Origin of the sequence: Arthrobacter sp. A5 (assembly GCF_051131705.1) — a bacterium.
In the GTDB taxonomy this organism is placed as follows: Bacteria; Actinomycetota; Actinomycetes; order Actinomycetales; family Micrococcaceae; genus Arthrobacter_M.
In genome coordinates this window covers 2,178,936-2,205,347 of the sequence record NZ_CP180316.1, presented here as the reverse complement: position 1 = coordinate 2,205,347, position 26,412 = coordinate 2,178,936, and the positions used below count along the sequence as shown (strand labels likewise).

Here is a 26,412-nt window from a genome sequence, read left to right as displayed (position 1 = left end):
CCGGGGACGGATCAGCTGAATGCCTTGACCATGGCGGTAGAGAAGGCGTCGAGGTCATCCGGTTTGCGGCTGGTGACCAAGGTCCAGCCCTTTTCGGTGCAGGTGAAGGACTCCTCGTCAACCCAGATGCCGCCGGCGTTGCGGATATCGGTCTGCAGGCTTGGCCAGCTGGTCAGAGTTTTGCCCGGCAACACGGCCGCCTCCACCAACGACCACGGCCCGTGACAGATCGCGGCAATCGGCCTCCGGGCGGTCACGAAGCTCTTGACGAAGTCCACGGCCTCCGGAACGGTCCGCAGCTTGTCGGGATTGGTGGTGCCGCCCGGTAGGACCAGCCCGGCATAGTCCTCGGAGGAGACCTCCCCCGCCACTTTGTCCACAGGAAACGTGTCCCCCGGTTCAACATCGTGGTGGAAGGCCTGTGCCTCGCCAGGTTTGGTCGAGACCAGCTCCGGGGTTCCGCCTGCGTCCAGGACGGCCTGCCACGGCCGGGTGAGCTCGACCTGCTCCACCCCGCTGGGCGCCACCAAAAATGCGATCTTCTTCCCTGCCAGTTCGTTGCCCATGAGTATTCCTCGCTTTCGTTGCTTCCGGTACACGTTCCGGTCCGCCGGTGCCGCAGGTCCGCCGGTGCCGCCGGTCCGCCGGTGCCGCAGATCCGCCGTGCCGCCGGTCGCCTTGCTGTTCGCTCGAGAATCCAACGCTATCGTGGGGCACGGACCCGATCAAGGCTGTCCGGGTGCACGGACTACAAGTCGTCGTCGGCTACCCACGGCTCAATGATTCCGTCGTTCCAGGGCAGAAAGATGAAACCGCCGGAGCAGTCCTGCAGCGCAGCCTGTAGCTCCGTGATCGCGTGTATCTCGTCCAGGGCAGTCTCGAGATCGTTGATTTCCACGTCGAAACGGGCGGTGCAGAGGGACATATCATTCTCAAATTCGCTGTCTTTGCCAGCCTCGGTGGCAGCTGTCCCCATGCCATCGGTTTCATCGAGCGTGACCGTGAAGATCAGCTTTCCGCTTCTTACCTCCAGACCGGCATCTTTGTGAGCGGCATACAAGTCGTGATCCGGCAGGGTGACGGCGGCATCATCCAGACCGGCCGCGCCGCGGACGAAGTACACGTAAAACCGGGCCGCCGTCATGGCCAAATGCTACTCCCCTGCCGGTCCCCCGCCGCGGGCCGGTGGCGTCTGGCTGGCTGGCTCCGGCAGCTGGTCTGCCGGCGCCGCCAGGTCTGCCGCTGCTCCCCGGGCGCGCACGGAGGCTCTGCGACGTCACCATAGAATTGCCGTATGAACCTCACCAGCGCCGGAATCCAGGAATTAGTGGCAGGATTTTTGGAATCCGGGGAGCTTCCGACGATCGTTCAGGCGGGCCATCCGGTGCTTCGGAGTCCGGCGCTGCCCTTCGATGGGCAGCTCAGCTCGGCCGAGCTCGTGGCGCTGATCGAGCTGATGCGCCGCACCATGTACGATGCACCGGGGGTCGGCCTGGCCGCCCCGCAAATTGGCCTCCCACTGCAGCTGGCGGTCGTGGAGGATCTGTATGAGATGCCGGAGGCTGTCGCAGCGCAGCGGCAGCGGTCGGCACTGGAATTCCGCGCGCTGATCAACCCGCGCTACGAGGCGCTGGGTACGGAATCGGCGTCGTTTTTTGAAGGCTGCCTCTCCATGCGCGGCTGGCAGGCCGTCGTCGAACGTCCGCTGCGGGTGCGGCTGCAGTACGACGACGTTACCGGGGCTCGTCAGAGCGAGGACTTTAGCGGGTGGCCGGCACGCATCGCGCAACACGAGACCGACCATCTGTGCGGGACGCTGTACATCGACAAGGCGCTGACCCGGTCGCTGTCCGACGACGTGGAATATGGTCGGCGCTGGGCCGGCCCCGGCATCGCTCTCGCCCGGCAGGGCCTCGGGTTCTAAATGCCGGTCGGGACACTGGCCCGCTGCTAGGCTCCGCAACATGGACCCCACAGGTGAAGAGCACGAAATTCCCACTGCGGTTTCTGCCACCGACGCCCCAACACGGGTCCGCACGAGCTTTCGGACCGAGTTGGTTAAAAAGGAAGGCCATACCGTTGACGCGGGCTGGGCGGGCGGCATTGCACCGCAGTACGGTGTCGCTCCGCGCATACGGCTGGGAAGCAATAAATGGTTCAATCTGCTCTGGTTAATTCCTATTGGGCTGCTGCTGCTGGTCGTTGGAGTCGCGGTCGCCAAAGGCCTCCGGGAACTGCCGGGTGTACAGGCCTTTATGCAACGCTACCCGGGAATGTCCCGGCTTCCCGATAATGCACCGGTAGGGTTTCCGGCGTGGCTGGGCTGGCAACATTTCCTGAACCTGTTCCTGATGACCTTCCTCATCCGCTCCGGGGTGACCATCATGGCCGATCACCCGAGGTTCTACTGGACCAGGAACTCGACCCCCGGCAAGGACTGGTTCCGCATGCAGAAACGCGTCCCGCCGGATCCCCTGTACACCGCGAAACAGGATTCAATCACGCTGCCGGACGGGGTGGGCCTGCCCGGCCGGCGCCACTCGATCGGTCTGGCACGGTGGTGGCACCTTGGTATCGATACCCTCTGGCTGCTGAACGGCATTGTCTTTTTCGTCCTGATTTTCAGCACCGGTCAATGGATGCGGCTGGTCCCGATGAGCTGGGACGTCATTCCCAACTCCATCTCCGTGGCTACCCAGTACCTCTCGCTGGACTGGCCCGCAGAATCCGGCTGGGTCAACTACAACAGTCTGCAGCTCCTCGCGTATTTCCTCACCGTCTTTATCGCCGCCCCCGCGGCCTTGGTAACGGGATTGGGCATGTCCCCGGCGCTCTCCACCCGGTTCCGCCGGATCAGCTCCTTGTTCAGCATCCAGGCGGCCCGTTCCCTGCATTTCCTGGTTCTGTGCTGGTTCGTCCTGTTTATCGTGGTGCATGTGACATTGGTGGTGACCACCGGGGCGCTGCGGAACCTCAACCATATGTACGCCAGCGCGGACAACGAATCCTGGCTCGGATTCGGAATCTTCGCCGTTTCCATGCTGGTCGTGATCGTTACCTGGGTCGCCGCCACTCCCTTGACCTACCGCCATCCGCGCACGGTCCAGAAGGTGGGCTACGCGCTGATCGGGCCGGCGCAGCGGCTCTTCGAGCATATTGATGCCAAACCCGGCCAGTACACCGAGAAGGACATTTCCCCGTACTTCTGGCACAACGGCAAGTTTCCGGAAACCGAGGAATACAAAGAACTGCGGGCCGGAAATTTCACCAACTACCGGCTGCGGATCAACGGCCTGGTGGACAACCCGGTGGAACTGGACCTTGAGCAGCTGCGCGCCCTCCCCCATCACGAACAGATCACCCAGCACTTCTGTATCCAGGGCTGGTCCGGCGTGGCGAAATGGGGCGGCGTCTCCATGCAGACCATTCTCGAGGTGGCCAGGCCCAAGCCGGAGGCAAAGTGGGTCATCTTCTATTCCTTCGCCGAGGGGCCCGACAAGGGCATCTACTACGATGCGCAGCCGATCGGGCAGATGGCCTATCGGCTGACAATGCTGGCCTATGACATGAACGACGAGCCGCTTCCCTATGGCCACGGGGCCCCGCTGCGGCTGCGCAATGAAGTGGAGCTCGGTTTCAAACTGGTCAAATGGATCAAGGGCATCGAATTCGTTGAGCATTTCTCCGAGGTCGGCGGCGGTCAGGGCGGCTACAACAACGACCACGAGTTCTTCGGATACCGTCAGTCCATTTGAGCAAACCACGGACGACGGCGGCAGCCGGGTGAGGCGGTCGTCGGAAGAGCAAACCACGGACGACGACGGCAGCCGGGTCAGGGCGGCCTTGCTGAAGTCGGTGAACGCGTCACGGACTTCCGGCGCCAGCTCCCGGCGGCGCTTACTCATGGCCGCGGTTGCCTGCGGATACAAACTTCCGGTTAGGGTGCTCAGGAACGTTCCACCCGTCCTCTACTGCTCCAATGGGGCGGTACTCCAATGAGGGGTCTGACCTGCGGCGGAACAGTGGTTGGCGCTAAGGATTCTGTCCCGGTGGCACGGCTCGGGGGTCTGGCCCCGGCGGCTGAGAGGGTATCCATGACTGTTGGGCGCCCGCCGGTGCGGCCTTGGGCCCGGGCTGCTGCGAGGCCGGCCATGGTTCGTTGGTGGATCATGTCGCGCTCGAGTTCGGCGAACGCGCCCATCATGACGAAGAATAATTTCCCTTCTTCGGTCGGGTTGTAGGTTCCGGTGAGGGTGCCAGTGAGAATCTGCAGGCCGACTCCTTGGTCGTGGAGGCTATCGGCGATGGTGAGGACTTCTTTCACTGACCGGCCGAGGCGGTCCAATTTCCACACGCACAGGGTGTCTGTTGGACGGAGATGGTCGAGGGCTTCGGCGAGCCCTGGGCGGGCGGTGGCGCGGCTGGAGATTTTGTCTTCGAAGATCCGGCCGCAGCCGGCCGTTTTGAGGGCGTCTCGTTGGACTTGGGCGTCTTGTTCATTGGTGGAGACGGGGTGTAGCCGATGAGATCGAAGTGTTGGGTGGCCAACCATCGGTATTCGCCGACCTGTTGTGAGGTGGGTTGTGGACCGTTTGGTGTCGGCGCGCCGCCTGGGCGCGGGTCGTCTCAAAACTGGCCGTTATCCGACACTCTCAAACGGCTTAGCGCACAGTTTGCCGCGCCTTGGTTCCCCGACCCCTGGTCGATCTGGGCGCCGTACGCCCATATGCACCGGCACCCTGACTGCCGTATGTAATGGAGGCCGTTCGGGATATGTAAGGACTTTAGTGTTGCGCGTCCCCGGCCGCGGGTCCTTAATGGGAGCCATGGGAAAGGCTCAGGTGATGGCTGCTGGAACGCCTGCCCCCGTTGAGGCGGGCGGGGACTCACGGCTGGCCCGTGGGGGTGTCGCCGTGTTGCGGATTGGTGTGGCGCTGCTGTGGATTCAGAACGTTGCGTGGAAGGTGCCACCAGACTTTGGTGAGCACGCGAACAACGGATTGTATTTTTTCACTCGTTTCGCGGTCGAGCGCCCGGTATTCCAGCCCTATGCATGGTTTGTTGAACACGTGGTGCTGCCGAATTTTCCCTTTTTCGGGTGGATGACGCTGTTCATCGAGGCCGGCCTCGGTGCGTTCCTGCTGATCGGGCTTGCCACCCGGTTTTGGGCGGTGGTCGGGTTGGCCCAGTCGCTGGCGATCACTCTGTCTGTCTTGAACGCACCCAATGAATGGCACTGGTCCTACTATCTGATGATCCTGGCGCACATCGCCGTGTTCGCCACCGCCGCCGGGCGCAGCTTCGGGGTCGACGGTGTCCTGCGCCCCGGCTGGCAGAAATCCACCGGACGCCTCGAGGCGCTCCTTGTGAGGCTCTCATGAGCGGGCGGCGCTTCGATCTTCCCGCGCTGGTCCTTGGTGTGGCCGCACTGCTGGGCTCCCTGTTCGCCTTCTCCACCGGCGGACCGGCGGCGGTGGACTTTATCCATGTCCGCGGTGCGGCCCTGATCGTGATCGTGGCGTTGGGGGTCCTCGCGGTGCTCGGTGGGGTGCTGCGCCGGCGCGTACTGGTGATTGTGGCCGGTACGGCGTTCGTGGCGGCCGCGGTGATTCAGCTCCTGCAGGCCGGCCAGACGGTCAACTGGCTCGGCGGGGATGGCTCCACCCTGGCGTTGATGGGCGGGCTGGGGCTCGGACTGCTCGCCGTCGGACTGACACCGCGTCCCCTCTCCACGCCCACAGACAGGAAGACCCACGATGAATCTAACCGCACGGCTTGATCCGGTACTCGCCATTGCCGGGGAGCATGCCCGCGACGTCGACGCCGATGCCCGGTTCCCCGAGGAAGCCGTCGCAGCCCTGCGGGAGTCCGGTCTGCTCGGCCTGACGCTGCCGGTGGAGGCAGGTGGTCTCGGCGGCGGACCGCACGAACTGGTCGAGGTCCTGGGTGCCCTGGCCGGGATCTGCGGGTCGACGGCGATGATCTATCTGATGCACGTCAGTGCCGCGATGGCGGTGGCGGCCGGACCACCGCCGGGACTGCCGGACCTGGTGGCCGATCTGGCCGGCGGCAGGTTCCTCGGATCGCTGGCGTTCTCGGAGGCCGGATCCAGGTCGCACTTCTGGGCGCCCGTGTCGCGGGCAGGGCTCAACGGTGCGGGGGTGCGGCTGAACGCCGCCAAGAGCTGGGTGACCTCGGCCGGTCACGCCGACGTCCATATCGTCTCGACGCTGACGGCGGATGCCGACGGCGTTGATCTGTTCGCGGTCCCGGCGTCCACCCCCGGCGTCGAGGTGGCCGGGAGATGGCGCGGCATGGGGTTGCGCGGCAACGCCTCCTCCCCGATGACCTTCGACGTCGAGGTGCCCGAGAGCTACCGCGTCGGTGCGGCCGGTGCCGGGTTGGACCTGATGCTCCAGACAGTGTTGCCGTGGTTCAACCTGGGCAACGCGGCCGTGTCGGTCGGATTGTCCCGTGCCGCGGTGGACGCCGCGGTCCGGCACGCCAGCGCCGCCCGGCTGGAACATCTGAACGAGAGTCTGTCCGCGCTGCCGACTATCCGGGCCCGGCTGGCCCGGATGTCGATCGAGCTGGCCTGCACCGCGGCCTACCTCACCCAGGGCGCCGGCCGGCTTGTCGAACCGCGCGAGGACACCATGCTGCACGTGCTCGGCGTCAAGGCTGCGGCCAACGACGCGGCTCTGCGCACCACCGAGTCCGCGATGCGCGTCTGCGGCGGAGCGGCGTTCTCGGAGCATCTGCAGATCGATCGGTACTTCCGCGACGCCCGGGCCGGACACGTCATGGCCCCCACCGCCGACGTGCTCTACGACTTCTACGGCAAAGCCATCACCGGACAGCCCCTGTTGAGAGCCAGCCGTCCGCCCCGGCGCAGGTCCCGGCATCATCGCCCCGCTGATCGTGGGTTCGGTCGCTTACACTCCCAACGTGGTCACCATCTGGGAGGGAATCCGCGACTACTTCGCCGGCAGCCCAGCCGAGATGGATTTCGTGCTCTTCTCCAACTACGGGCGCCAGGTGGACGCACTGCTTCAGGGCACCATTGACCTGGCCTGGAACACCAACCTGGCCTGGGTACGCACCGTCGCGCAGACCAAGGGCGCCTGCCGGGCGCTGGCCATGCGGGACACCGACACCGTGTTCCGGACAATGTTCGTGGCCCGTGCCGGCAGCGGGCTGGGCGGCCTGGAGGATCTGACGGGCCGGCGGCTGGCGCTGGGGTCCCGCGATTCGGCGCAGGCCGCGATCCTGCCCGTCCACTTCCTGACCCGCGCCGGACTCGCGCCCGGCGAGGTGGACTTCCTGCGGATCGACAGCGACGTCGGCAAACACGGCGACACCGGCCGCAGCGAACTCGATGCCCTGCGCGCCGTCCTCGATGACAGGGCCGACGCCGCCGCGATCGGCATCAACACCTGGGAGGCAATCGGACGCGATGAGCTGAGGCCGGGGCCCTGGAGCTGTTCTGGGAATCCCCGACCTACAGCCACTGCAACTTCACCGCCCTGCCCGCCCTCTCCGAGGAGCGGGCCACGCCTTGGGTCGAGCACCTGCTCGGGATGGACTGGGACAACCCGGCGCACCGGCCCATCCTCGAAATGGAAGGCCTGCGCCGATGGGTGGCCCCCGGCTGGAGGGCTACGCATCGCTGTTCGAGGCGGTGCGCGAGCAGCAGATCGGCTCCCGATGGTAGACCACGTTATCATCCTGGATCTGGTTGAACGCACCGCCGCCGTGGCCGACGGCGCCACCGTGGCCGTGCCGCTGGGACCCGGGGACCCGGGCCCGCTGGCGGAGACGGTGGCCGCATGGTGTGCCCGGACAGGCAACGAACTCCTGGCGGTCCGGGACGGGGCCGCCATCATCCGCCGCGGCCGTGCCCCGGACCCGCTCGTCGGGCTGGCTCCCGGGCAGATGCCCGGGACCCGGTTGTGGATGTATACCAACTTTGACTGCAACCTGGCCTGCGACTACTGCTACGCCCGCTCCTCCCCGCAGACCGCGCGGCGGGCCCTGGGCATCGACCGTGTGCGCCGGCTGGCCGGCGAGGCCGTGCAGGCCGGGGTCAGCGAGCTGCTGATCACCGCCGGGGAACCGTTCCTGCTGCCGGACCTCGACGACCTCGTGGCGGCATGCACGAACGCGCTGCCGCCCACGCTGCTGACCAACGGGATGCTCTTCCGCGGGAACCGGCTCGAACGCCTGCGCCGGAAGGACCGCAACACGGCTCGTGCTGCAGATCAGCCTCGACTCCGCCACCCCCGACGACCACGACAGCCACCGCGGGACCGGATCGTGGCAGCGGGCCGTGGCCGGCATCCGGATAGCGCAGGACGAGGGGTTCCGGGTCAGGGTCGCCGCGACCCTTCCCGCCGGGCAGGCCCACGAACTCCAACCCTTCCACGCCTTCCTCGACTCGCTCGGCATCGCACCCGTTGACCAGGTCATCCGCGCCCTCGCCCACCGCGGCAAGGCCACCGCCGGACTGGAGCTGGCCATCGAATCGCTCATCCCCGAAGTGACCGTCACCGCCGACGGCGTCTACTGGCACCCCGTCAGCGCCGACGACACCGACCAGCTCATCACCTCCGAGATCTTCCCGCTGGCCGAGGCCATCGCCGCGGTCCGCCGCCGCTTCAGCGCCTACCGCGCCCGCGCCAACGCCGCCGCCCAATGGTTTCCCTGCGCCTGAGCACACCAGCCGTGGGCCGGGCCACCCGACGCCGGCATCCCCGAGCCGGGGATGCTGCAAGCACCCCTCCCTCGCCGCGCACAGGGACCGGGGTCAAAACATGACCGAAAAAGGGCCGGGCATCGACGTTGTCCTGCCCTGCCTGAATGAGGCAGCAGCGCTGCCGCGTGTTTTGGCGGGTCTACCCGACACCTTCCGCCCCATCGTGGTGGACAACAGGTCCACCGACGGCTCCGCCGCCATTACCCGCGCACTCGGGGCCACCGTGGTGTTCGACCCGCTGACGGGTTTCGGGTGGGCAGCCCACGCCGGGCTCAAGTCTCGGCACAAATCCCCCACATCCGATTCACCGGGCCCTGCAGGCAGCACTGGCACAACGCCCGGCCGGAAGACCATGAGACCCCGTTGAGATCCGGTCATTGCGGGCAGCTTCAAAAGAGAAACCATATGAACAACGTGCCGTCAGTCATCGCTTCGTCCGAAGCCATGCCACGCCCTGATCGAAGAGTTGGGTTGGACGCTCCGCCCTCGTCCACGCGCGGGCCATCAGGAAGCTCCTGAATTCGGCGGCAGTCCCGGGCACAGACAGCCGCCGATACCCATCGGCCTGAGCAATCTCCCACCGGTGCTCGTACAGCGTCTTCGACCGCGCGGCATAACTCCCCCAACGCAGAACCGTCGACGATCCGGAGTTGCGTTGCCACGAAATCGGCCACTGATCCCGGTACCGCCACTGGATCGTCAAGAAACGTCCCCAAGAACCGCAGCGTACCCAGCTGCACCCCGAAACCCAGACGGTTACCCGCGCCACGACGGCGATCAGCCAACTCCAGATCCCGGTCATCGAGGAAGAAGAACCGCCACAACTCAGCCCGCGAAACCGGACCAGCAAACTGGCCATACACCGCTACCGGATCATCACTGAGAAACTCAACTGGCATGACACCAACCTAAAGCCAACCCCGAAGGCTTAGCGCCAACGGGTCAGACCCCCAATGAGGCGGTAGTCCAAACGGGGTGCGATTCAGCGGAATGCGCTCAACGAAGTGTTCAAAACCTGCTGTACTTATCGCACGGTAGCGAGTAGATCGTACGGTAACGACAAGGGAGAAAAATTGTGCAGAAGACATCACTGACCGCACTGGCGAGGCATCAGCTGGACATTGCCCTTCAGAGCTCCAGCGGCCGGAGCGCTGAAACCGTCTACGGCGGCCATGAGCGGATCCTCCGCCAGACCATGATCGCGTTGAGAGCGGGAGCGGCCTTGAGCGAACATGCCAACCCTGGTGAAGCGACCGTTTATGTGTTCTCCGGCCGGGTACTGCTGACCGCGGGTGTCTCCGAATGCACCGGCTCGGCCGGAGACCTGCTCACCATGCCCGAGGGGCGGCATGCGCTGCAAGCGGTGGAGGATTCCGTCGTCGTCCTGACGGTGGCGAAACTGGGACAGCAGTCCGGTGGCCCAACCAGCTAAGACCAACCAAGACCCCCGCCGGCACAAGACCCGTTTGCGTTAAGCGATGGCGGTTGATGCAGGCTTCAACCGAGCTTTGCCAATATCTTTTTCTGTTCGGCGGCCACAGGTTATCCGCCAAGATCGACGCCGAGCGTGGGCGTCCGGACTGACCTACCAGAGCAGCCCCCTGGATCGTATCCCGGACAGTCCCCCGGCGCTTCGCTCGCTCATCGATGCCGCGTTTAAGGCCCATGTTGCGGCCCGAGACGGCCTTAGATGCGACATCGATGGGGGCGGCGGGGTGTTTTTATCGTCGGAGGGCGGCGGCGGGAGTCCCTTTAGGATAAAGCTATGTATCCCTACGCCGTCGCCGCCTTGCTGTGTCCCCTCTGTGCCGGCTCTTTCCTTGCCTTACCCGCTCGTAGGCGGGGGCCGGCCAACCCTGTCCAGACGGTCCCATCCGCTGGGGCGGACTCGCCGTCTACTGACTCGGGTGTTCTCTCAAATACTGTGACTGGCCCTGCGGATGCCGAACCAACGGCGAAGCCCGTGGAGCGGGCCACAGCGCTGATCTGCGACTCCGGCCACAGCTTCGACATCGCGAGGCAGGGCTACGTCAACCTGCTGACGGGGCCAGGAACCCGCTTCATCCCGGACACCTGGGAAATGGTGGCGGCGCGGGATGGGTTTCTGACAGCCGGCCATTATCTGCCGCTGGCAGAGCAGCTGGCCGATACGGTGCTGGACGGGCTGGAAAATGACCAACTAGTGGTGGACGCCGGAACCGGCACCGGGTACTACCTGCGGCAACTCCATCGTGCAGCCGACAATACTACGGTCGCGGTCTCGTCGATCGGGCTGGATATTTCCAAATACGCACTTCGGCGTGCCGCCCGCGCCAACCCGGACACGGTGAATCTCGTCTGGGATGTGTGGCAGCCGCTCCCGATCGCTGCCGCCACGGCCGCCGCCGTCGTCGTGGTCTTCGCACCCCGCAATCCCGCCGAGTTTGCCCGGATTCTGCAACCGGACGGGAAACTTGTCGTCGTCACGCCGTTACCGGGGCATCTGGCCGAGATAGCCGAAGTGACCGGGATGCTTGGCATTCAAGGGGACAAACAAATCGGGCTGCAGGCATCGCTGTCCGGTTTCTTCAGCGCCGGGGCAGCCAGTGATCTTGAGTACACACTGGAATTGACCCGGGATGATGTGGCGCGCGCGGCGCTGATGGGACCAGCGGGACATCATCTTGTTCCGGCGCAGCTGCAAGATCGGGTGGCTGCGCTCGATGAACGCACGGTGGCCACGGCAAGGTTCCAGATCAGCACCTTCCGCCCGCTTCGACTGCCATTTCAGACGCCAGCTATTCAGAGCGCCAGCTAGCTAACGGGATCGGCGCAGACTGGCCCCCTGCAGCCAGGCTCCGCACTGCCTTGAAGTGCATTTCCCAATCCCGTGCCGCGCACTCCGGTGGCGCCGGCCCCAGCGCCGCCAACACCAGGCCTGTCCCGGTCCCCACCCGCACCTCCCGCGCTCGCCGTTCCGCCGCCCTTCGGGTCCGCACCCGCCTCTCCCGCGCCTGCCGTTCCGGCACTCTTCGGGTCCGCACCGGAGCTCGCCGTTCCGCCGCCCTTCGGGTCCGCACCCGTGGCTCCCGACCCCGGGCGGAGACCCTTAACGCCTGTCGGCCGACGCCGTGCTGCGGGCGAGCGGTGCAGATCCACGTGCAGCCAGCGCAGCGTCAGTTGGGTCAGCGGACCGACTGCGGCCGCAAAGGCCACCGTCCCGACGCCCACAACACCTCCAAGGAAGAACCCGATGACGACGACGATTAGCTCAATCCCGGTGCGGATCAGCCAAACGGGCCGTCCGGTGACCCTGACCAGACCCGTCATGAGTCCGTCCCGGGGCCCTGGTCCGAGACCTGCCCCGATGTACAGTGCCGTGGCCAGCGCCAGCAGAAACAGCCCGGCCATGAACATCAGTGCCTGCAGGACAAGGTGTCCGGGTTGCGGGATGAATGCCAGGCCCAGATCTGCAAAAGCACCTACCAGGACGGCGTTGGCTATCGTGCCCATACCCAGGCGTTGGCGCAGTGGGATCCACAGCAGCAGCACCCCTGCACTGACGATGATCGTGCACAGACCGAAGCTCAATCCGGTGCTACGGGAGACACCCTGACCAAAAACGTCCCAGGGTGACGCGCCAATGTTTCCGCGGATCATCAGGGCGATGGCCATGCCGTAGGCGAACAGGCCCGCCAGCAGGCGCAGTATCCGGGCGGCCAGATTTTGCGTGGTTAGAAACTCGTTCATGGGTGCCGTTCGATGTCGGTGGGATGGAGGTACGCAGCATTAGGATGGCAGACGTGGGGCGTGGCTGGGACCGGCTGAAATCGGCTGGGACCGGCGGCTTCAGTGTCGATTATTCGCCCCAAGTGGTCTTATGTAAAAGGGCCAATTGCCATAAAGTGGCACTGTGACACAATCCTTTAGCGGCCGTCGGCTGGCCCGCGAGCTCGGCGACTGGCGGACTTCAGCGCCCGCGTACCGCGCCTTGTCCGATCGGATTCGTGTGCTGTTGCTGGACGGTCGGCTCGGCAGCGGCATCACGTTGCCTGCGGAACGTGAGCTAAGCCAGTCCCTGGCGGTGAGCCGGACGACTGTGGCGGCCGCCTATGCGGCGCTCCGCGACCATGGCTATCTGAGCAGTGTGCGCGGTTCCGGCAGTACCTTGGCGCTCCCCGGTGGCCGGCGGGGCGCCCACACCTCCCCGATCGATCTTCGACTGGACTTCACCAAAGCCACATGCGCGGCCTACCCAGGCATGGCGGCGGCCTACCGGCAGGCGGCGGACCTGTTGCCGGGATACCTGCACCACCATGGTTTCGATATGGACGGGCTGCCGGAGCTGCGCGAAGAGATCGCCGACAGTTACGCGCAGCGTGGCCTGCCCACCTCTCCGGCTCAGATCATGGTGACCATAGGGGCCCAGCATGCGCTGAATCTGCTGACCGGAACGCTCTATTCGGCCGGCGACCGGATCCTGGTGGAACAGCCCACGTACCCCCACGCACTGGATACGTTCGCCGTGGCGGGTGCCCGGATGCTCTCCGCACCGGTCACCTCTGAACACGGCTGGAATATCGCCGAAGCTGCGCAGCTGATCCGCCGGTCGGCGCCGAGCATGGCCTTCCTGATGCCTGATTTCCAGAACCCCACCGGGCTGAGCATGCCGGCGGCTGACCGCGCACGCCTGGCGGCCGTGGCAGCCCGGGAAGGAATGGTTCTGGTGGCGGATGAGACCACGGCACTGCTGGATATTGACCGCGGGCCCGAGCTTCCGCTGGCGGCATATGCGCCGGGCGTGGTGACCTTGGGGTCACTAGGAAAGCTCGCGTGGGGCGGCCTGCGGATCGGCTGGATCAGGGGCCCACGGGAACTGCTGGACCGGGTCCGTCGGCATCGCCCGTCAACAGACCTTGGCACTCCGTTGTTTGAGCAGCTGGTGGCAACCCTGCTATTAAGGGAACTGCCGCTGCTCGCCGCCAGCCGGACCCGGGACCTGCGCCGCGGCCGGGACCATCTGAGCGGACTGCTCGCGTCTGCCTTTCCTGAGTGGACCTGGCCGGTTCCCGACGGCGGCATGTCACTGTGGATCAACACCGGAAATCTCTCCACTTCGGCGCTCTCTCTGGCGGCCCGGGCCGAGGGAATGGCACTTGTCCCGGGACCACGGTTCGGTCTCGACGGCGCCTTCGAACGGTTCCTCCGGTTCCCTTTCTGCTACAGCAACGAGGAACTGACCGAAGGCGTCCGCATCCTGTCAGGTGCCGCGGCGCGGACGGGGGGAATTCCGTTCCGTCTGCCGCTGCAGGCCGTTATATGATCCGGAACACGCCGAAGGTAGTAGGCTGAAATTTACCTTCACCATCTAGGGGGCTGCAATGTTTGACTGGTTGGTACAAAACGGCTGGGCACTTTGGCTCGTCGTCTTCCTGCTCCTTGCCGGCATCGAGATGCTGACCTTGAGCCTGTTCTTCATCATAATGTCCGCAGGCGCCCTGGCGGCTCTGGCCAGCTCCTTCCTGGGGGCCCAGCTATGGCTGCAGATCGTGGTGTTCTGTGTGGTTGCGCTGGCAGCGATCGTATTCATCCGCCCCATTGCGCTCAGCCACCTGCGCAAGGACCCGGACGAACGCAGCACCAACGTGGACCGGCTGATCGGCCACAGCGCTGTCGTCATTGAACCGGTCACAGCCCATACCGGGCTTGTGAAAATCGGCGGTGATACTTGGACCGCCCGGACACGCGGCGCCGCGGCGCTTCCTGCAGGCCAAGCGGTCGTGGTGGGCGCCATCGAAGGCGCCACGGCCGTCGTCGACCTCCCCGGAACCTCCTTTGCACCCGGCTCCCCCAGCGCGGCAGCCGGCCACTGATCTTCGCCGGGCGGACTGCCACTCGGTGCTCCGGCCCCCGGCTGATCGTGCGGTGCAAGCTGTCCATGAACCGTCACATACGCTTTGTAGAAATGAAAAGAGGGGAAATATGGGTGACAACGCAGGGGCCGTAGCGCTTACCATCGTGCTGTTGGTCCTGATCATCTTTGTGGTGATCGTGCTGGTCCGGTCCGTCCGGATCATTCCGCAGGCCCGCGCTGGCGTGGTGGAACGTCTGGGCAAGTACGCACGGACGCTGAATCCGGGACTGACGATTCTGATTCCGTTCGTCGACAGGCTGCTGCCGTTGCTCGATCTGCGTGAGCAGGTGGTCTCCTTCCCACCGCAGCCGGTCATCACCGAGGACAACCTGGTCGTCTCGATCGACACGGTCGTTTACTTCCAGGTGACGGACCCGCGCGCTGCGACCTACGAAATCGCGAACTACATCCAGGCTGTCGAACAGCTGACGACGACGACGCTGCGTAACGTCGTCGGCGGACTGAACCTCGAAGAGGCGCTGACGTCCCGCGACCAGATCAACGGCCAGCTGCGCGGCGTACTGGACGAGGCCACCGGGCGCTGGGGAATCCGTGTCAGCCGTGTCGAGCTCAAGGCCATTGATCCGCCCCTGTCGATCCAGGATTCGATGGAGAAGCAGATGCGGGCCGAACGCGACCGGCGTGCGGCGATTCTGACCGCAGAGGGTACGAAGCAATCCGCCATCCTGACGGCCGAAGGTGAGCGGCAGTCCGCGATCCTCAAGGCCGAGGGTGATGCCAAAGCCGCGATTCTGCGCGCCGACGGTGAATCCCAGGCGATCCAGAAGGTCTTCGACGCCATTCACAAGGGGAATCCCACCCAGAAACTGCTGGCCTACCAGTACCTGCAGACGCTGCCCAAGCTGGCGAACGGCTCGGCCAACAAGCTGTGGATCATTCCCAGCGAGATCGGTGAAGCGCTCAAAGGCATCGGCGATGTTCTGGGCAACAGCACACCGGACCGGCCTTCCGTAAAGCTGGCCAAGAACGAAGACAGCGAATCCTTCCCCGGTCACAGCGCCGCAACGGGCGTCTAGCATTACCGCAGGAATGACAGGAGGCGGCCGCGGCGGCCGCCTCCTGAGTGGTCCCGGGGACCTGAATGCGCCCACCATCCGTCATCTGGGCCGGCGGATCTGGGCACTGCTGCGCAACTACCGTGGGAAACTTGCCGGCACCGCCGTGTTGGTTTTGGTCGGATCCTCGCTGGGGGTTGCGGTGCCGCTGCTGACGCAGCGGGCCTTCGACGATGCGCTCTTCCCGCACGACGGCGGCGTGCGGCTTGCGCTGCTCGCTCAGCTGGTGGGGCTCATGATAGCGCTGAGCATCGCGGCTTCCGTGCTGAACGTGTTGCGGACCTATCTGACCACCAGCGTCGGAAACAAGGTCATGGCAGATCTGCGCAGCCAGCTGTTTTCGCACCTGCAGAAGATGGAACTGGCCTTCTTTGCGCGGACCAAAACGGGAGTAATCCAGTCCCGGCTGGCTAACGACGTCGGCGGCGTCGCGAGCGTACTGACTAATACGGTCCCCTCGATTCTGGCCAACACGGTCACAGTCATCTCCTCGCTGGCCGCCATGCTGCTGCTGTCCTGGCAGCTGACCGTAGTGGCACTGATCCTGCTGCCTTTCCTGGTACTTCTGCAGATCCGGATCGGACGGGTACGCCAGGTGATCGCCCGCAGAACGCAGGAATCGCTCTCCGATATGACCTCGATCACGCAGGAAGCGCTGTCGGTTTCCGGGATCGTGCTCAGCAAAGTCTTCAACCAGGAGGCCGCGGAAACCGCACGTTACCGCGCCGAGAACGACAAGCAGCTGAAGCTGCAGATCAAACAGCAGATGACGGGCCAGTGGTTCTTTGGTTCCGTCCAGATCGTGATGAGCGTCACCCCTGCCATTGTCTATCTGAGCGCAGGTTGGCTGCTGACCCAGAGCTGGCCTATCACCGCCGGAACGCTGGTGGCTTTCACGACCCTGCAGGCACGCATCAGCATGCCAATTCTGTCCCTGATGCGTGTTTCCCTGGATGTGCAGACGTCGCAGGCTCTCTTCGCACGGATTTTCGAATATCTGGATCTCCGGCCGGGAATCACAGACCGCCGGGGTGCCGTGACTCTTCCGGCCGGCACCATCCGAGGCGGGTTGGCCTTGGAAAACGTATCATTCTCCTACTCCCCCCCGCCGGTGACCGGCGAGGTAACGTGGGCCCTTGAAAACGTCAGCCTTACCATCGGGGCCGGCGAGTTTGCCGCGTTCGTCGGCGCATCCGGCGCCGGCAAAACCACACTGTCCTACCTGATCCCCCGGCTTTATGAGGCCACGCGGGGCAGAATCCTGTTGGACGGTACCGACATTCAGAACCTGACCATGGAATCGCTGCGGCAGAACATCGGGATGGTCACCCAGGAAACCTACCTCTTTCACAGCACCATCGCGGAGAACCTTCGCTATGCCAGACCGTCCGCCACCGACGCCGAGCTGGTCCGCGCCACAAAGGTGGCCAACATCCATGACCGGATCATGAGCTTCGAGGCCGGTTACCAAACGGTGGTGGGAGAACGGGGGTACCGCCTCTCCGGCGGGGAAAAGCAGCGCCTGGCGATCGCGCGCGTGGTGCTGAAGAATCCTCCGCTGCTGATTCTGGATGAAGCGACGAGCGCGCTGGATACCACCGGTGAACGGCTGGTCCAGGGCGCCCTGGAAGCAGTCATGGCGGACCGCACCACCATCGCCATTGCCCACCGGCTCTCAACGGTCATATCAGCAGACCGTATTTTCGTTTTGGACAGGGGGCAGCTGGCCGAGCAGGGCACCCATGAGCAGCTGCTGGCGGACGGCGGTATATATGCCCGGCTGAACCTGGCACAGCTGCGTTCCGCCGAGGACCTTGCCGGATGACCGTGTGCGCCCGCGGTCCCTGCGTGGGCGACGCCCGGGAACGAGACCGACGACGGAATCCGTGACGAATTGAACCCCGTCGCCGGCTGCCGCCGAAACCCGAGGGGCCTCATGACGGCCAACTGGAGCCGTCTAAATCGGCCGTAGAATGAGGACATGTCTGACACCGATGTCGTGCGTGCTTCCATTGAGGCCTATCTGGCGCAGGATCTGGACGCAGCTGAGGCTCTCATCGCAGAGGATTTCGAGTTCACGAGCCCACAGGACGATCACATCGGCAAGTCGGCCTATCTCGAGCACTGCTTTCCCACCGCGGACCGCTTCACCTTCCACGAGATTCTCGAACTTGTCACCGTGGGAGAGGACGGCGTCTTCCTGCTCTATGAGTATGTACTGCAAAACGGCGGCGAACGGTACCGTAATGCGGAGTTCATCACGGTCCGCGGCGGCCGGCTCGTCCAGACGCAAGTCTTCTTCGGAGGACGGGTGAACCCGCCGTAGCCAGCGCCTGTCCGACCCTCGATGGCAACGCACATTCAGCCCGCTTCGATGGTCCTCGGTGCGCGCCTGTTAAGGTCCCGCATCGAGAGTGTTGACGTATCCCTGACGACCACGATCGCACCGGCGTAATCCGGGCCAGCGGCTGGTGCCTGTGGATAAGGGAATGGGAGCGCGGATCCGGGTACAATGGAGCTACGGGCCGCCTCCGCCGGGGCCGCTGGGATAACGGCGCGCGGAACACTGCAACCGGGAACACTGCAACCGGGAACAAGGCACCCGGGACGGTGTAACTGGGAACAATAAGACGCGGTAGCGCGTTGGACCTAATGCACTTGAATCAACTGAACTTATCCGGCAGCCGCCAGGGGACTATCCCGGCGGCAGCCGAAGACGCGTGGTTCCATCCTCAGCGCGGCTTGCAAACAACAGCGGTTCCGGCGTAGTCGGGCCCGCGCACATTTTAAGGAGAAGTCATGAGCGATCGCAGCCTTCGGGGCATGCGTCTGGGAGCCCAGAGCATGGAAACTGAGTCCGGCGTCGAGCCGGCACCGCGCCAGCGGATTGAATACCGCTGCGCCGACGGCGAGCAGGTGTTCGTGACGTTCTCCGCGGAGGCGGAGATTCCGGCCATCTGGGTGTCCAAGACCGGCAAAGAGGCACTGCTGGTGGACGGAGAAAAGCCCGTAGATTCCAATGAAAAGCCGGTCCGCACGCATTGGGACATGCTGCTTGAACGTCGTTCCCTGCCGGAGCTGGAAACGATTTTGGCCGACCGGTTGACCATTCTCCGGGAGCGCCGCGGAGAGCGCCGCAGCGCCTAGCGGATAGGTGCCAGACGAGTTAAATGACAGGACCGGGCAACCAGCAAGGTTACCCGGCCCTGTCGTTTAAGCAGACTCGGACTTCGTATCGTTTAAGCAGACACGGACTTCGTGCCCGTTGAATTTTAACTGCGGCTTGTCCTGCCCGTAAGTTTCCCCCAGCGGGCTGTAAGTCCCCACTTGGTCACGTTGATCATGGCCTCCTGGACGATGTTGCCGCTCATCTTAGAGGCGCCAAATTCCCGCTCCACGAAGGTGATCGGAACTTCAACAATCTTCAGCCCGAGCTGGGCGACCCGCCAGAGCATGTCCACCTGGAACCCATAGCCGACCGAATCCACCTTTTTCAGATCGAGGGCTTCGAGGGTGGAGCGCCGGAAGGCACGGTAACCACCGGTGACATCCTTGACCCGGACGCCGAGCAGGACCCGAGAGTAAAAGCTGCCACCGAGGGAGATCAATTTGCGCCTCAGCGGCCAGTTGACCACCTCGCCGCCGGCGACCCAGCGTGAGCCGAGCACGAGATCTGCGCCCTCCTCGAGCGCTGCCAGCAAACGGGGAAGCTGCTCGGGCTTGTGCGAGCCGTCGGCGTCCATCTCCACCAGGACATCGTAGCCTGCCTCCAGACCCCAGGTGAATCCGGCGATGTATGCCGCTCCCAGGCCTTGTTTGCCGGCGCGGTGCAGGACGTGGACGGCAGGATCTTCCGCCGCGAACCGGTCCGCCAGCTCCCCCGTCCCATCGGGGCTGTTGTCATCTGCGATCAAAACGTCCGACTCGGGCACCGCAGCGCGCAGCCGGCCGAGCGTCTTCGGCAGTGATTCGAGCTCGTTGTAGGTGGGAATGATGGTGAGGACGCGCACTGGTGGGTGCCTTTCCTTGCAGGAGAAGGCCGGTAGACCGGACTTCGGGACAGGGGCTGTAGCCGGAGCGCCCGCGCGCAGACAACAAATGTCCATTATACGGCGCAGAAAATGGGTAGGCTCACGCGCCTTCGGGCCAGTGTCGCTGCCGCCGTCGCGGCGGCAGCAAAGCTGTTTTCTACTGACGCGTGAACCTACCCGCTTCTGGAGCCACTGCGGGCTCTTTTCCCTCGCGGCACACGGCTGCTTAACGGACGGACCATTAAGTGGTGTGTGGTCTTGCCAGACCAGGTCTTTTTCGTATTCTCCGGAAGAACCCGTTGAGCTAAAATCCTACGGGCTGTGGTGGAGGTGTCAACACGCCTCTGACCTGCGGTTTCTGATGTTTCCGCAGGTCAGGAGCGGGTCATTGGTAACAGAAAAGTTATATAAAGCAGGGATATACCACCGGCGATTACTGTCGTATAAACCGGGCCGCTATTGATGGAAACCGGCGGCCTCATCACTGAATCCCGGACCGCTGTACAGCTCGGTCCCTCGGTGCACGGTCTGCAGGCACCTCGGGTCGCTCCCCGTATCCAAGGCCGGCAACAGCGGTGTCCGGGCGCGCGGATCCGTGCTCCAGGACTGGACCCGCTCATCGGCCACCTGCACCATCAGTTCCTCTACGTCCCAGACGGCAAAGCTGGCCGGTGCGCCCGGAACCAGCTGTCCCAGCAACGGGTCACGCTCCCGTGCCGCACGCCATCCCGCGCGGCTGTGTCCGATGAAGGCTGCGCGAGCCGAGATCCTGGCGTCGCTGCGGTGGTGCTGCAGGGCCGCACGCACGCTGGCCCACGGATTGAGCCCGGTGACGGGGGAATCCGAGCCGCAGCAGACCGGCACGCCTGCCGCGAAGAACGCCGCGATCGGGTTGAGTTCCGCGAAGCGGTCCGAACCGAGCCGTGTTTCATACATGCCGCCGGGACCGCCCCAGAGCGTATCGAAGGACGGCTGGACCGAGACCGTCACGGAGTGCTCCGAAAGCGCCGCTATTGCTGCGGCGTCGGCCATTTCGACATGCTCGAATCGATGTCCGGCCGACCGGACCGCCTCGATGCCGACCCGTTGCGCGGCCTGCCGCAGCCCCTCCACGGCAATGTCCATGGCGCCATCGCCGATCACATGGAAGCCGGCCTGGATTCCCAGCTCCGATGTGGCGGCGAGGTGATCGGCGACCTGCTGCACGGTAAGGTATTGTATCCCCCGAGTGTCCGGGGTATCGGAATACGGTGTGCGGAGCAGGGCCGAATGGGATCCCAGCGAGCCATCGATGTTCAGATCCCCGGCCAGACCAAGTACAGGGGTTCCGAGGCCGGCCAGTACGGCGCGCGCTTCCTCGGTCGAGCTGACGGCCTGCCCCCAGTACGGCAGTACCTGCGGTAGGGTGTGCGCCATACCGTCAGCCGGGGCCGCCGATGTGCCATCCGTCAGGTCGGCCAGCAGACGAAGATCCTCCGCGGACCCCACATGCGGGGCGCTCATCTCCGCCACGGCCACGTAGCCGGCCGCTGCGGCCGCGCGCAGCGCCCGCAGCTGGTGGGCGCTGCGCTGGGCGTCCGTGAAGGTGCGGGTGGCGTCCCGGGCGACGGCGTGCGCCGCCCGAACCACCAGGCCGTCCCCCAGCCAACCGTCGAGGCCATGCAGGGCGCACCGGGCGGCCAGAGACGATGACACCACTGCGGAGTGCACATCGATGCGGGACAGGTACACGTCCTGCCCGCCTGCGGCGCGGTCCAAGTCAACGGCCGTCGGCGTCCGGCGTTCCGGCCATCCCGTTTCATCCCAGCCGTGGCCAAGCAACGTACCAGCTGTGGCCGATCGGGCTGCGGCCACGAGCACCAGCACCTCCCGCAGCGACCGGGCGTGGGTCAGATCAACCGAAGCCAGTGCCATCCCGGTTTCAGTGACATGAACGTGCGAGTCCACGAACCCGGGAGTGACCAGCGCACCCTGCAGGTCCACCTGCTTCATCCGGGCGTCTGCCAGTGATTCCGCGGCGTGCTCGGTGCCGATCCAGGCCACCGTGTCCCCGTCGATCAGCATGGCCGTGGCCAGTGGATCAGCGGCGCTGTAGACGGAACCGTTCCGGTAAAGAGTCAGCGGCATGAGGTGTTAATCCTTTCAAAGAAGAGCCCGGACAACGCGTGCCGGTCGGTGGAGGAATGACAGTTCTCTTCGGCCGACCGGTCCATGAGAAAGGTCGATTCAACGCAGGCTATTCGACGACGGCCGAGTAGGCTACGACGCCGCGGCGAACAGCGCCGATCGCGGCTATGCACAGTCGGGCGAAGGACGGCTCCAACCCCGGCACCTTGGCCACCTGATCGAGCAGGTCAATGACCTGTTTGGCCCAGCGGACAAAGTCCCCTGCCGCCAGTTCGGTCCCGTCCAGCACGTCCTGAAGCGGGCGCCCCCGGGCCCATTTGTACATCGGCCAGACCAGCCCGAGCTCGGGTTCGCCGGTCAGCGGCAGTTTGTGCGCCTCCTCAACGTCCTCCAGTACAGACCACTGCCGGACCACGGCGTCGACGGCGGATTCCAGACCGACACTGGGCATCCGCGGCCGCAGGCCCCGGTCTTCACGCTTGGCCTGGAAGACCAGAGTGGACGCCAGCGTTGCCAGCTCCGCCGCGTCCAGATCGTAGAATGCACCGTCACGCAGGCACAATGAGACGAGCAGGTCCTTTTCACCGTAAATCCGGCGCAGCCGCTGGCCGTCGGCGCTGGCCCGCAGTCCGCCGTCGGGCATGGCCTCCAAATACCCGTAGCCGGAGAGCACTTCGCAGACCCGGTCAAAGGTCTTGGCGATGGTGTTCGTGCGTCCCTGGATCTGCCGGAGCAATCCGTCCGTCTCGCGGCGCAGTGTCCACCAGCGCTCGGACCAGCGGACGTGGCTCTCGCGGTCGCTGCAGCCGTGACAGGGGTGCGTCCGCAGCCGACGGCGCACGTCGCTGATGGCGCGCTCCTGCCCGGTGGCGGCATCAGACAGGACAAACTCGGGGGCCCTGCCGGACGCGCCACGGAATTCCTGCGGCTGTGTCTGGGACCGTGTGGACGATTCCACCAGGGCGTGGCGCACGGCGGCGCACAAGTCACGGCGGTCCTTGGCCAGCTTCACGTTAAACGCCTTGGGAATCCGGATCCCGGTGACCGGTGTGATGGGACCGGTCAGGTCGTGGATGCTCAGCCGGCGGATCTGCTTTTCCAGGGTCAGAATCGTCGGCCGTGGTTCATGGGAGGATGGATCGGCGCTGACCACGACGGCGACGCCGGGGGTGCGTCCGCCCGGCACCTCAACGACGTCGCCGGGCCGGAGCCGGTCCAGGGAGTCCTCGGCCGAGGACCTGCGCAGGTGCGATTTCCGCCGGGCGGCGGCATTTTCCAGGTCCGACAGGTCCCGGCGCATCCGGGCATACTCAACGAAATCCCCGAGGTGGCAGTGCATCGATTCGGCGTATCCCTTGAGTGATTCCTCCCGGGAGCGGACCTGCCTCGCCAGGCCCACGACGGAACGGTCGGCCTGGAACTGGGCAAACGAGGATTCCAGAATCTCCCGCGCCCGGGACCGGCCGAACTGCGCCAGCAAATTCATACTCATGTTGTAGGTGGGCTGGAAGCTGGAATTCAGTGGGTACGTCCGGCGCGAGGCCAGCCCCGCTACGGCGGCTGGATCGGTACCAGGCTGCCAGAGCACGACGGCGTGGCCCTCCACGTCGATGCCGCGCCGTCCCGCTCGCCCGGTCAGCTGCGTGTACTCCCCCGCCGTGATCGCCACGTGCGCTTCACCATTAAACTTATCGAGCTTCTCCAGCACCACCGACCGCGCCGGCATGTTCACTCCCAGCGCCAGGGTTTCGGTGGCGAAGACAGCACGGACCAAGCCGTCCACAAAAAGCTGTTCCACTACTTCCTTGAAGGTCGGCAGCATGCCGGCATGATGCGCTGCCAGTCCCCGGATCAGTCCGTCGCGCCAGCTCCAGTAACCGAGCACATCCAAATCGTCCGCTGGGATCTCCTGGCACGCCGCATCGACGCGGCGGGCAATTTGACGTTGTTCGTCCTCGGTGGTCAACCACAGGCCGGCCTCTGCGCACTGCCTCACCGCAGCGTCGCAGCCGGCCCGGGAGAAGATAAACGTAATGGCCGGAAGCAGACCCTGCCGGTCCAACGCAGTGATGACCTGCGCGCGGCTGGCCTTACGCACCACGGGCTGCTGTTGGCCACGGAGGTCGGAGCCGCGCAGGTTCCCGCGATGCTGCTTGCCCCGGCCGGCCCGGTGGGCGTAGCTCCCCCGCAGGGAGCCGGCTTCCGAACGCGCCAGCCTGGTCAGTTCGGGATTGACCTCGAAGGGATCCGCAGCACCGGGGCCCGGCACTGGCCCGTCGGGGAGCTCACTGAACGGGGTGTCGGAGGCGAACAGGTCGACGATGTCGCGGCCCACCATGACGTGCTGCCACAGCGGAATGGGCCGGTGCTCGGTGACAATCACATCGGTGTCCCCGCGGACGGTATCCAGCCACGCACCGAATTCCTCGGCATTGGAAACGGTGGCACTCAGCGAGGCCAGCTGTACCTCGCTGGGCAGGTGAATGATGACCTCCTCCCAGACGGCCCCGCGGAAACGGTCGGCCAAATAGTGCACCTCGTCCATCACCACATAGGCCAGATCATCGAGCGCCTCGGAACCGGCATAAAGCATGTTGCGCAGCACCTCGGTGGTCATCACTATCACCGCGGCGTCCGGGTTGATATTGGTGTCACCTGTGAGCAGCCCGACGTTTTCCGCTCCGTATTTTGCCGCCAGATCGCTGTACTTCTGATTGCTGAGCGCTTTAATCGGAGTGGTGTAGAACGCCTTGAGCCCACGCGCCAGCGCAAGATAGATGGCGAACTCGCCCACGATGGTCTTCCCTGACCCGGTCGGTGAGGCCACCAGCACTCCGCGGCCGGCCTCGAGGGCGGAACAACCCTGCCGCTGGAACTCATCAAGCTCGAACGCGAAAGTTTCCTGGAAGCCACCCAGCCTGGTGTGCGCCCGTGCGGAACGGGCCATGGCCGCCTGGTATCTTTGCGCTGGCGAGGACATGCTACTAGCCTACGGTAGCTAGAGCTGATCCAGATCCGTCAGCGGTGTCGCACGGTCAGCGGTGCTTTCCGTTTCCGCCACGCGCTTGGTGGTATTCCGGTCCCGCCGCTTGTCATTGAGAATACAGAGGCCGATGGCGCTGAAATAGAGCACCAGCAGCGGCGCCCCGAGGAAGAACATCGAAAAGGCATCCGACCCGGGAGCTGCCATCGCCGAGACCACGGTCACGGCCAGGATGGTGATCCGCCAGGCCTTCAACATCGTCCTGCCGCGGATGAACCCGGCCATGTTCACCGCCACCAGCACCACCGGAACCAGAAACGAAATACCCATGAACAGCATCAGCTGCATGACGAAGGTCAGGTAATCCGTCGCGTGGATGATGTTGGACCCGCCCACAGGCGTGAACGAGGTGAGCGCGACGACTAAGTTGGGCAGGACCAGCCAGCCGGTCCAGATGCCGGCGAGGAACAACGGAATCGCTGCGAACATATAACCGAGCGTGTAACGGCGTTCCTTGCTCGTCAGGCCGGGCGTTATGAACGCCCACAGCTGATAGATCCACACAGGTGAGGAGAAAATCGCGGCGAGAAAAAACGAGCTCTGGATTTTCAGGTCAAACGACGTGGAAACGCCGTCAAAGTTCAGCGACGCAACCACGCCGCGCTGCTTGCTGATCTCCATCAGTGGCTCGGCGACGGCGGTAAAAAGCCGGTCATACAGAATCCAGCCGACGACGGCGGCGACAAGCAGTGCGATGGCGCACTTGAAGAGCCGATTGCGCAGCTCAATCAGGTGGTCTTTGAGGGCCATCCGACCCTCAGGGTTGGATTTGCGCCCCGTCTTCCCGCTCACTGGTCCTAGCTAGGACGGATTGCCGGTGCCCGGCGTGCGGCCGTCACCGTTAACCTGGCCACCGGAATGTGGCGGATTGTTCACGATCTTGCCTTCGACGGGCTGCTCAGCCGGAGCTGCCGCCGTGGTTCCCGTGCCTTCGGTCTTTGAGTCACTCTTCATTTCCTTGACCTCGGACTTGATGATCCGCATCGACTGGCCCAGGCTGCGGGCCATGCCCGGGAGCTTGGGGGCCGCAAAAAGCAGCACAATGACGATAATGATAATGAGAACAACCCAAGGGTTTTCAAAAAGTTTGCCCACGATAAGTCCCTTCCTTTTGGTACATCCTACGTCTTAAGCTGATTCGATGTCGCGCAAGGATTGGAGCTGCCCCCGCGCCGCCCTGCGGGCAACGCGCCGGCGGCGTCGCTCGCACTGCCGTGCGGCCTTGGCAGCGGTGTAATCATCCTTCATTTGCTCCGGCGAGGCAAAGACCGCCCAGCCAGGTGACGGGCGCGCGGCCGGGACCTGGCCGCCGTCGGACGTCTCCTCCGCCGTCCGGCGGTGCTGCGAGAGCGTCGTGCCCGCCTCATGGAAAGCACTGACTGTCGAGGAAAAGCCCCGCCAGACCTTGATTCCGAGCAGCAGAAAATACGCCAGAGACAACGCTCCGAGCGCAATCCAGATAACAATCCATGACCACCAAGGCATGC

At 64.7% G+C, this 26,412-nt stretch carries 26 protein-coding genes and 1 pseudogene; 15 read left to right on the top strand and 12 right to left on the bottom strand.

What is annotated here, in order from left to right; all coding sequences use genetic code 11:
• Positions 1–11: 11 nt before the first annotated feature.
• Together ACLLJI_RS10300 and ACLLJI_RS10295 are read right to left on the bottom strand one after the other, a co-directional pair.
• Entirely contained in the window at positions 12–566 is a 555-nt protein-coding gene (locus ACLLJI_RS10300) for a type 1 glutamine amidotransferase domain-containing protein (RefSeq protein WP_434612026.1), read from the bottom strand.
• 182 nt (positions 567–748) lie between these two features.
• Complete coding sequence (locus ACLLJI_RS10295; protein ID WP_434612023.1) at positions 749–1,144, bottom strand: hypothetical protein; 396 nt, start codon at positions 1,142–1,144, stop codon at positions 749–751.
• Positions 1,145–1,294: 150 nt separating this feature from the next.
• Here ACLLJI_RS10295 and ACLLJI_RS10290 point away from each other — a divergent pair, with 150 nt between their 5' ends.
• Both ACLLJI_RS10290 and ACLLJI_RS10285 read left to right on the top strand, forming a co-directional pair.
• The gene (locus tag ACLLJI_RS10290; protein WP_283561989.1) at positions 1,295–1,924 is read left to right on the top strand and encodes a peptide deformylase; all 630 of its coding nucleotides are present in this window, start codon (positions 1,295–1,297) and stop codon (positions 1,922–1,924) included.
• A 40-nt stretch (positions 1,925–1,964) separates the two neighbouring features.
• The gene (locus tag ACLLJI_RS10285) at positions 1,965–3,755 is read left to right on the top strand and encodes a molybdopterin-dependent oxidoreductase (protein WP_434612020.1); all 1,791 of its coding nucleotides are present in this window, start codon (positions 1,965–1,967) and stop codon (positions 3,753–3,755) included.
• A 191-nt stretch (positions 3,756–3,946) separates the two neighbouring features.
• Here the strand turns inward: ACLLJI_RS10285 and ACLLJI_RS10280 are convergent, their stop codons facing one another.
• Positions 3,947–4,552 carry a recombinase family protein gene (locus ACLLJI_RS10280; protein WP_434612017.1) on the bottom strand — a complete coding sequence of 202 codons (606 nt, stop codon included), beginning with the start codon at positions 4,550–4,552 and terminating at the stop codon, positions 3,947–3,949.
• Between the two features lie 361 nt (positions 4,553–4,913).
• Between ACLLJI_RS10280 and ACLLJI_RS10275 the strand changes: the two genes are divergently transcribed.
• The 5 genes from ACLLJI_RS10275 (at position 4,914) to ACLLJI_RS10255 (ending at position 9,122) form a co-directional block, all read left to right on the top strand.
• Entirely contained in the window at positions 4,914–5,381 is a 468-nt protein-coding gene (locus tag ACLLJI_RS10275; RefSeq protein WP_434612015.1) for a TQO small subunit DoxD, read from the top strand.
• Complete coding sequence (locus ACLLJI_RS10270; protein ID WP_283560644.1) at positions 5,378–5,779, top strand: Rv1678 family membrane protein; 402 nt, start codon at positions 5,378–5,380, stop codon at positions 5,777–5,779. The genes ACLLJI_RS10275 and ACLLJI_RS10270 overlap by 4 nt, the downstream gene beginning before the upstream one ends.
• Entirely contained in the window at positions 5,757–7,067 is a 1,311-nt protein-coding gene (gene fadE16 / locus ACLLJI_RS10265) for an Rv1679 family acyl-CoA dehydrogenase (protein WP_434612012.1), read from the top strand. Before ACLLJI_RS10270 ends, fadE16 begins: the two co-directional genes overlap by 23 nt.
• Positions 6,949–8,460, top strand: coding sequence for a PhnD/SsuA/transferrin family substrate-binding protein (locus tag ACLLJI_RS10260; RefSeq protein WP_434612009.1), 1,512 nt, complete (start codon positions 6,949–6,951; stop codon positions 8,458–8,460). The genes fadE16 and ACLLJI_RS10260 overlap by 119 nt, the downstream gene beginning before the upstream one ends.
• Positions 8,461–8,813: 353 nt before the next feature.
• Positions 8,814–9,122, top strand: a complete 309-nt coding sequence (locus ACLLJI_RS10255) for a glycosyltransferase (RefSeq protein ID WP_434612007.1) — start codon at positions 8,814–8,816, stop codon at positions 9,120–9,122.
• Positions 9,123–9,179: 57 nt separating this feature from the next.
• Here the strand turns inward: ACLLJI_RS10255 and ACLLJI_RS10250 are convergent, their stop codons facing one another.
• Together ACLLJI_RS10250 and ACLLJI_RS10245 are read right to left on the bottom strand one after the other, a co-directional pair.
• Complete coding sequence (locus ACLLJI_RS10250; protein ID WP_434621407.1) at positions 9,180–9,524, bottom strand: DUF4158 domain-containing protein; 345 nt, start codon at positions 9,522–9,524, stop codon at positions 9,180–9,182.
• Positions 9,442–9,654: pseudogene (locus ACLLJI_RS10245) on the bottom strand (DUF4158 domain-containing protein); the annotation flags it as partial. The pseudogene ACLLJI_RS10245 and the gene ACLLJI_RS10250, both read right to left, overlap by 83 nt.
• Positions 9,655–9,830: 176 nt before the next feature.
• Between ACLLJI_RS10245 and ACLLJI_RS10240 the strand changes: the two are divergent.
• Together ACLLJI_RS10240 and ACLLJI_RS10235 are read left to right on the top strand one after the other, a co-directional pair.
• A complete protein-coding gene (locus ACLLJI_RS10240) occupies positions 9,831–10,187 on the top strand; it encodes a cupin domain-containing protein (RefSeq protein WP_283560633.1) in 357 nt (118 codons plus the stop codon).
• Positions 10,188–10,679: 492 nt separating this feature from the next.
• Entirely contained in the window at positions 10,680–11,552 is an 873-nt protein-coding gene (locus ACLLJI_RS10235) for a putative RNA methyltransferase (protein ID WP_434612005.1), read from the top strand.
• Here ACLLJI_RS10235 and ACLLJI_RS10230 read toward each other — a convergent pair.
• Positions 11,549–12,484, bottom strand: coding sequence for a YczE/YyaS/YitT family protein (locus tag ACLLJI_RS10230; protein WP_434612003.1), 936 nt, complete (start codon positions 12,482–12,484; stop codon positions 11,549–11,551). The two genes, ACLLJI_RS10235 and ACLLJI_RS10230, sit on opposite strands and share 4 nt — an antisense overlap.
• A 163-nt stretch (positions 12,485–12,647) precedes the next feature.
• Between ACLLJI_RS10230 and ACLLJI_RS10225 the strand changes: the two genes are divergently transcribed.
• The 6 genes from ACLLJI_RS10225 (at position 12,648) to ACLLJI_RS10200 (ending at position 18,871) form a co-directional block, all read left to right on the top strand.
• Complete coding sequence (locus tag ACLLJI_RS10225; protein WP_434612001.1) at positions 12,648–14,057, top strand: PLP-dependent aminotransferase family protein; 1,410 nt, start codon at positions 12,648–12,650, stop codon at positions 14,055–14,057.
• 58 nt (positions 14,058–14,115) lie between these two features.
• Positions 14,116–14,607 carry an NfeD family protein gene (locus tag ACLLJI_RS10220; RefSeq protein WP_434611999.1) on the top strand — a complete coding sequence of 164 codons (492 nt, stop codon included), beginning with the start codon at positions 14,116–14,118 and terminating at the stop codon, positions 14,605–14,607.
• 109 nt (positions 14,608–14,716) lie between these two features.
• The gene (locus ACLLJI_RS10215; RefSeq protein ID WP_434611997.1) at positions 14,717–15,685 is read left to right on the top strand and encodes an SPFH domain-containing protein; all 969 of its coding nucleotides are present in this window, start codon (positions 14,717–14,719) and stop codon (positions 15,683–15,685) included.
• Positions 15,686–15,698: 13 nt separating this feature from the next.
• On the top strand, positions 15,699–17,549 hold the full coding sequence (locus tag ACLLJI_RS10210; protein ID WP_434611995.1) for an ABC transporter ATP-binding protein: 1,851 nt from the start codon (positions 15,699–15,701) through the stop codon (positions 17,547–17,549).
• Positions 17,550–17,705: 156 nt separating this feature from the next.
• The gene (locus tag ACLLJI_RS10205; RefSeq protein ID WP_434611992.1) at positions 17,706–18,050 is read left to right on the top strand and encodes a nuclear transport factor 2 family protein; all 345 of its coding nucleotides are present in this window, start codon (positions 17,706–17,708) and stop codon (positions 18,048–18,050) included.
• 473 nt (positions 18,051–18,523) lie between these two features.
• Positions 18,524–18,871 (top strand): RNA polymerase-binding protein RbpA, encoded by a 348-nt coding sequence (locus ACLLJI_RS10200; protein WP_283560625.1) that lies wholly within the window; start codon positions 18,524–18,526, stop codon positions 18,869–18,871.
• 125 nt (positions 18,872–18,996) lie between these two features.
• On the opposite strand, the gene ACLLJI_RS10195 is transcribed toward ACLLJI_RS10200, so the two are convergent.
• The 6 genes from ACLLJI_RS10195 to ACLLJI_RS10170 form a co-directional block, all read right to left on the bottom strand.
• Positions 18,997–19,734 (bottom strand): polyprenol monophosphomannose synthase, encoded by a 738-nt coding sequence (locus ACLLJI_RS10195; RefSeq protein ID WP_434611988.1) that lies wholly within the window; start codon positions 19,732–19,734, stop codon positions 18,997–18,999.
• A gap of 477 nt (positions 19,735–20,211) precedes the next feature.
• On the bottom strand, positions 20,212–21,882 hold the full coding sequence (locus ACLLJI_RS10190; RefSeq protein ID WP_434611985.1) for an amidohydrolase: 1,671 nt from the start codon (positions 21,880–21,882) through the stop codon (positions 20,212–20,214).
• A 109-nt stretch (positions 21,883–21,991) separates the two neighbouring features.
• Positions 21,992–24,862 carry a DEAD/DEAH box helicase gene (locus ACLLJI_RS10185; RefSeq protein WP_434611982.1) on the bottom strand — a complete coding sequence of 957 codons (2,871 nt, stop codon included), beginning with the start codon at positions 24,860–24,862 and terminating at the stop codon, positions 21,992–21,994.
• An 18-nt stretch (positions 24,863–24,880) separates the two neighbouring features.
• Positions 24,881–25,675 carry a twin-arginine translocase subunit TatC gene (gene tatC, locus ACLLJI_RS10180; RefSeq protein WP_434621404.1) on the bottom strand — a complete coding sequence of 265 codons (795 nt, stop codon included), beginning with the start codon at positions 25,673–25,675 and terminating at the stop codon, positions 24,881–24,883.
• Between the two features lie 51 nt (positions 25,676–25,726).
• A complete protein-coding gene (tatA, locus tag ACLLJI_RS10175; RefSeq protein ID WP_434611979.1) occupies positions 25,727–26,020 on the bottom strand; it encodes a Sec-independent protein translocase subunit TatA in 294 nt (97 codons plus the stop codon).
• A 33-nt stretch (positions 26,021–26,053) separates the two neighbouring features.
• Entirely contained in the window at positions 26,054–26,410 is a 357-nt protein-coding gene (locus ACLLJI_RS10170) for a hypothetical protein (protein WP_283560620.1), read from the bottom strand.
• Positions 26,411–26,412: the final 2 nt, after the last annotated feature.

Coding starts and splice junctions, on each gene's coding strand:
- ACLLJI_RS10205 (WP_434611992.1), top strand. CDS start 17,706: ATGTCTGACACCGATGTCGTGCGTGCTTCCATTGAGGCCTATCTGGCG.
- ACLLJI_RS10300 (WP_434612026.1), bottom strand. CDS start 566: ATGGGCAACGAACTGGCAGGGAAGAAGATCGCATTTTTGGTGGCGCCC.
- ACLLJI_RS10210 (WP_434611995.1), top strand. CDS start 15,699: ATGACAGGAGGCGGCCGCGGCGGCCGCCTCCTGAGTGGTCCCGGGGAC.
- ACLLJI_RS10215 (WP_434611997.1), top strand. CDS start 14,717: ATGGGTGACAACGCAGGGGCCGTAGCGCTTACCATCGTGCTGTTGGTC.
- ACLLJI_RS10285 (WP_434612020.1), top strand. CDS start 1,965: ATGGACCCCACAGGTGAAGAGCACGAAATTCCCACTGCGGTTTCTGCC.
- ACLLJI_RS10170 (WP_283560620.1), bottom strand. CDS start 26,410: ATGCCTTGGTGGTCATGGATTGTTATCTGGATTGCGCTCGGAGCGTTG.
- ACLLJI_RS10295 (WP_434612023.1), bottom strand. CDS start 1,144: ATGACGGCGGCCCGGTTTTACGTGTACTTCGTCCGCGGCGCGGCCGGT.
- ACLLJI_RS10230 (WP_434612003.1), bottom strand. CDS start 12,484: ATGAACGAGTTTCTAACCACGCAAAATCTGGCCGCCCGGATACTGCGC.
- tatC (WP_434621404.1), bottom strand. CDS start 25,675: ATGGCCCTCAAAGACCACCTGATTGAGCTGCGCAATCGGCTCTTCAAG.
- ACLLJI_RS10270 (WP_283560644.1), top strand. CDS start 5,378: ATGAGCGGGCGGCGCTTCGATCTTCCCGCGCTGGTCCTTGGTGTGGCC.
- ACLLJI_RS10255 (WP_434612007.1), top strand. CDS start 8,814: ATGACCGAAAAAGGGCCGGGCATCGACGTTGTCCTGCCCTGCCTGAAT.
- ACLLJI_RS10185 (WP_434611982.1), bottom strand. CDS start 24,862: ATGTCCTCGCCAGCGCAAAGATACCAGGCGGCCATGGCCCGTTCCGCA.
- fadE16 (WP_434612012.1), top strand. CDS start 5,757: ATGAATCTAACCGCACGGCTTGATCCGGTACTCGCCATTGCCGGGGAG.
- ACLLJI_RS10190 (WP_434611985.1), bottom strand. CDS start 21,882: ATGCCGCTGACTCTTTACCGGAACGGTTCCGTCTACAGCGCCGCTGAT.
- ACLLJI_RS10200 (WP_283560625.1), top strand. CDS start 18,524: ATGAGCGATCGCAGCCTTCGGGGCATGCGTCTGGGAGCCCAGAGCATG.
- ACLLJI_RS10220 (WP_434611999.1), top strand. CDS start 14,116: ATGTTTGACTGGTTGGTACAAAACGGCTGGGCACTTTGGCTCGTCGTC.
- ACLLJI_RS10290 (WP_283561989.1), top strand. CDS start 1,295: ATGAACCTCACCAGCGCCGGAATCCAGGAATTAGTGGCAGGATTTTTG.
- ACLLJI_RS10280 (WP_434612017.1), bottom strand. CDS start 4,552: ATGGTTGGCCACCCAACACTTCGATCTCATCGGCTACACCCCGTCTCC.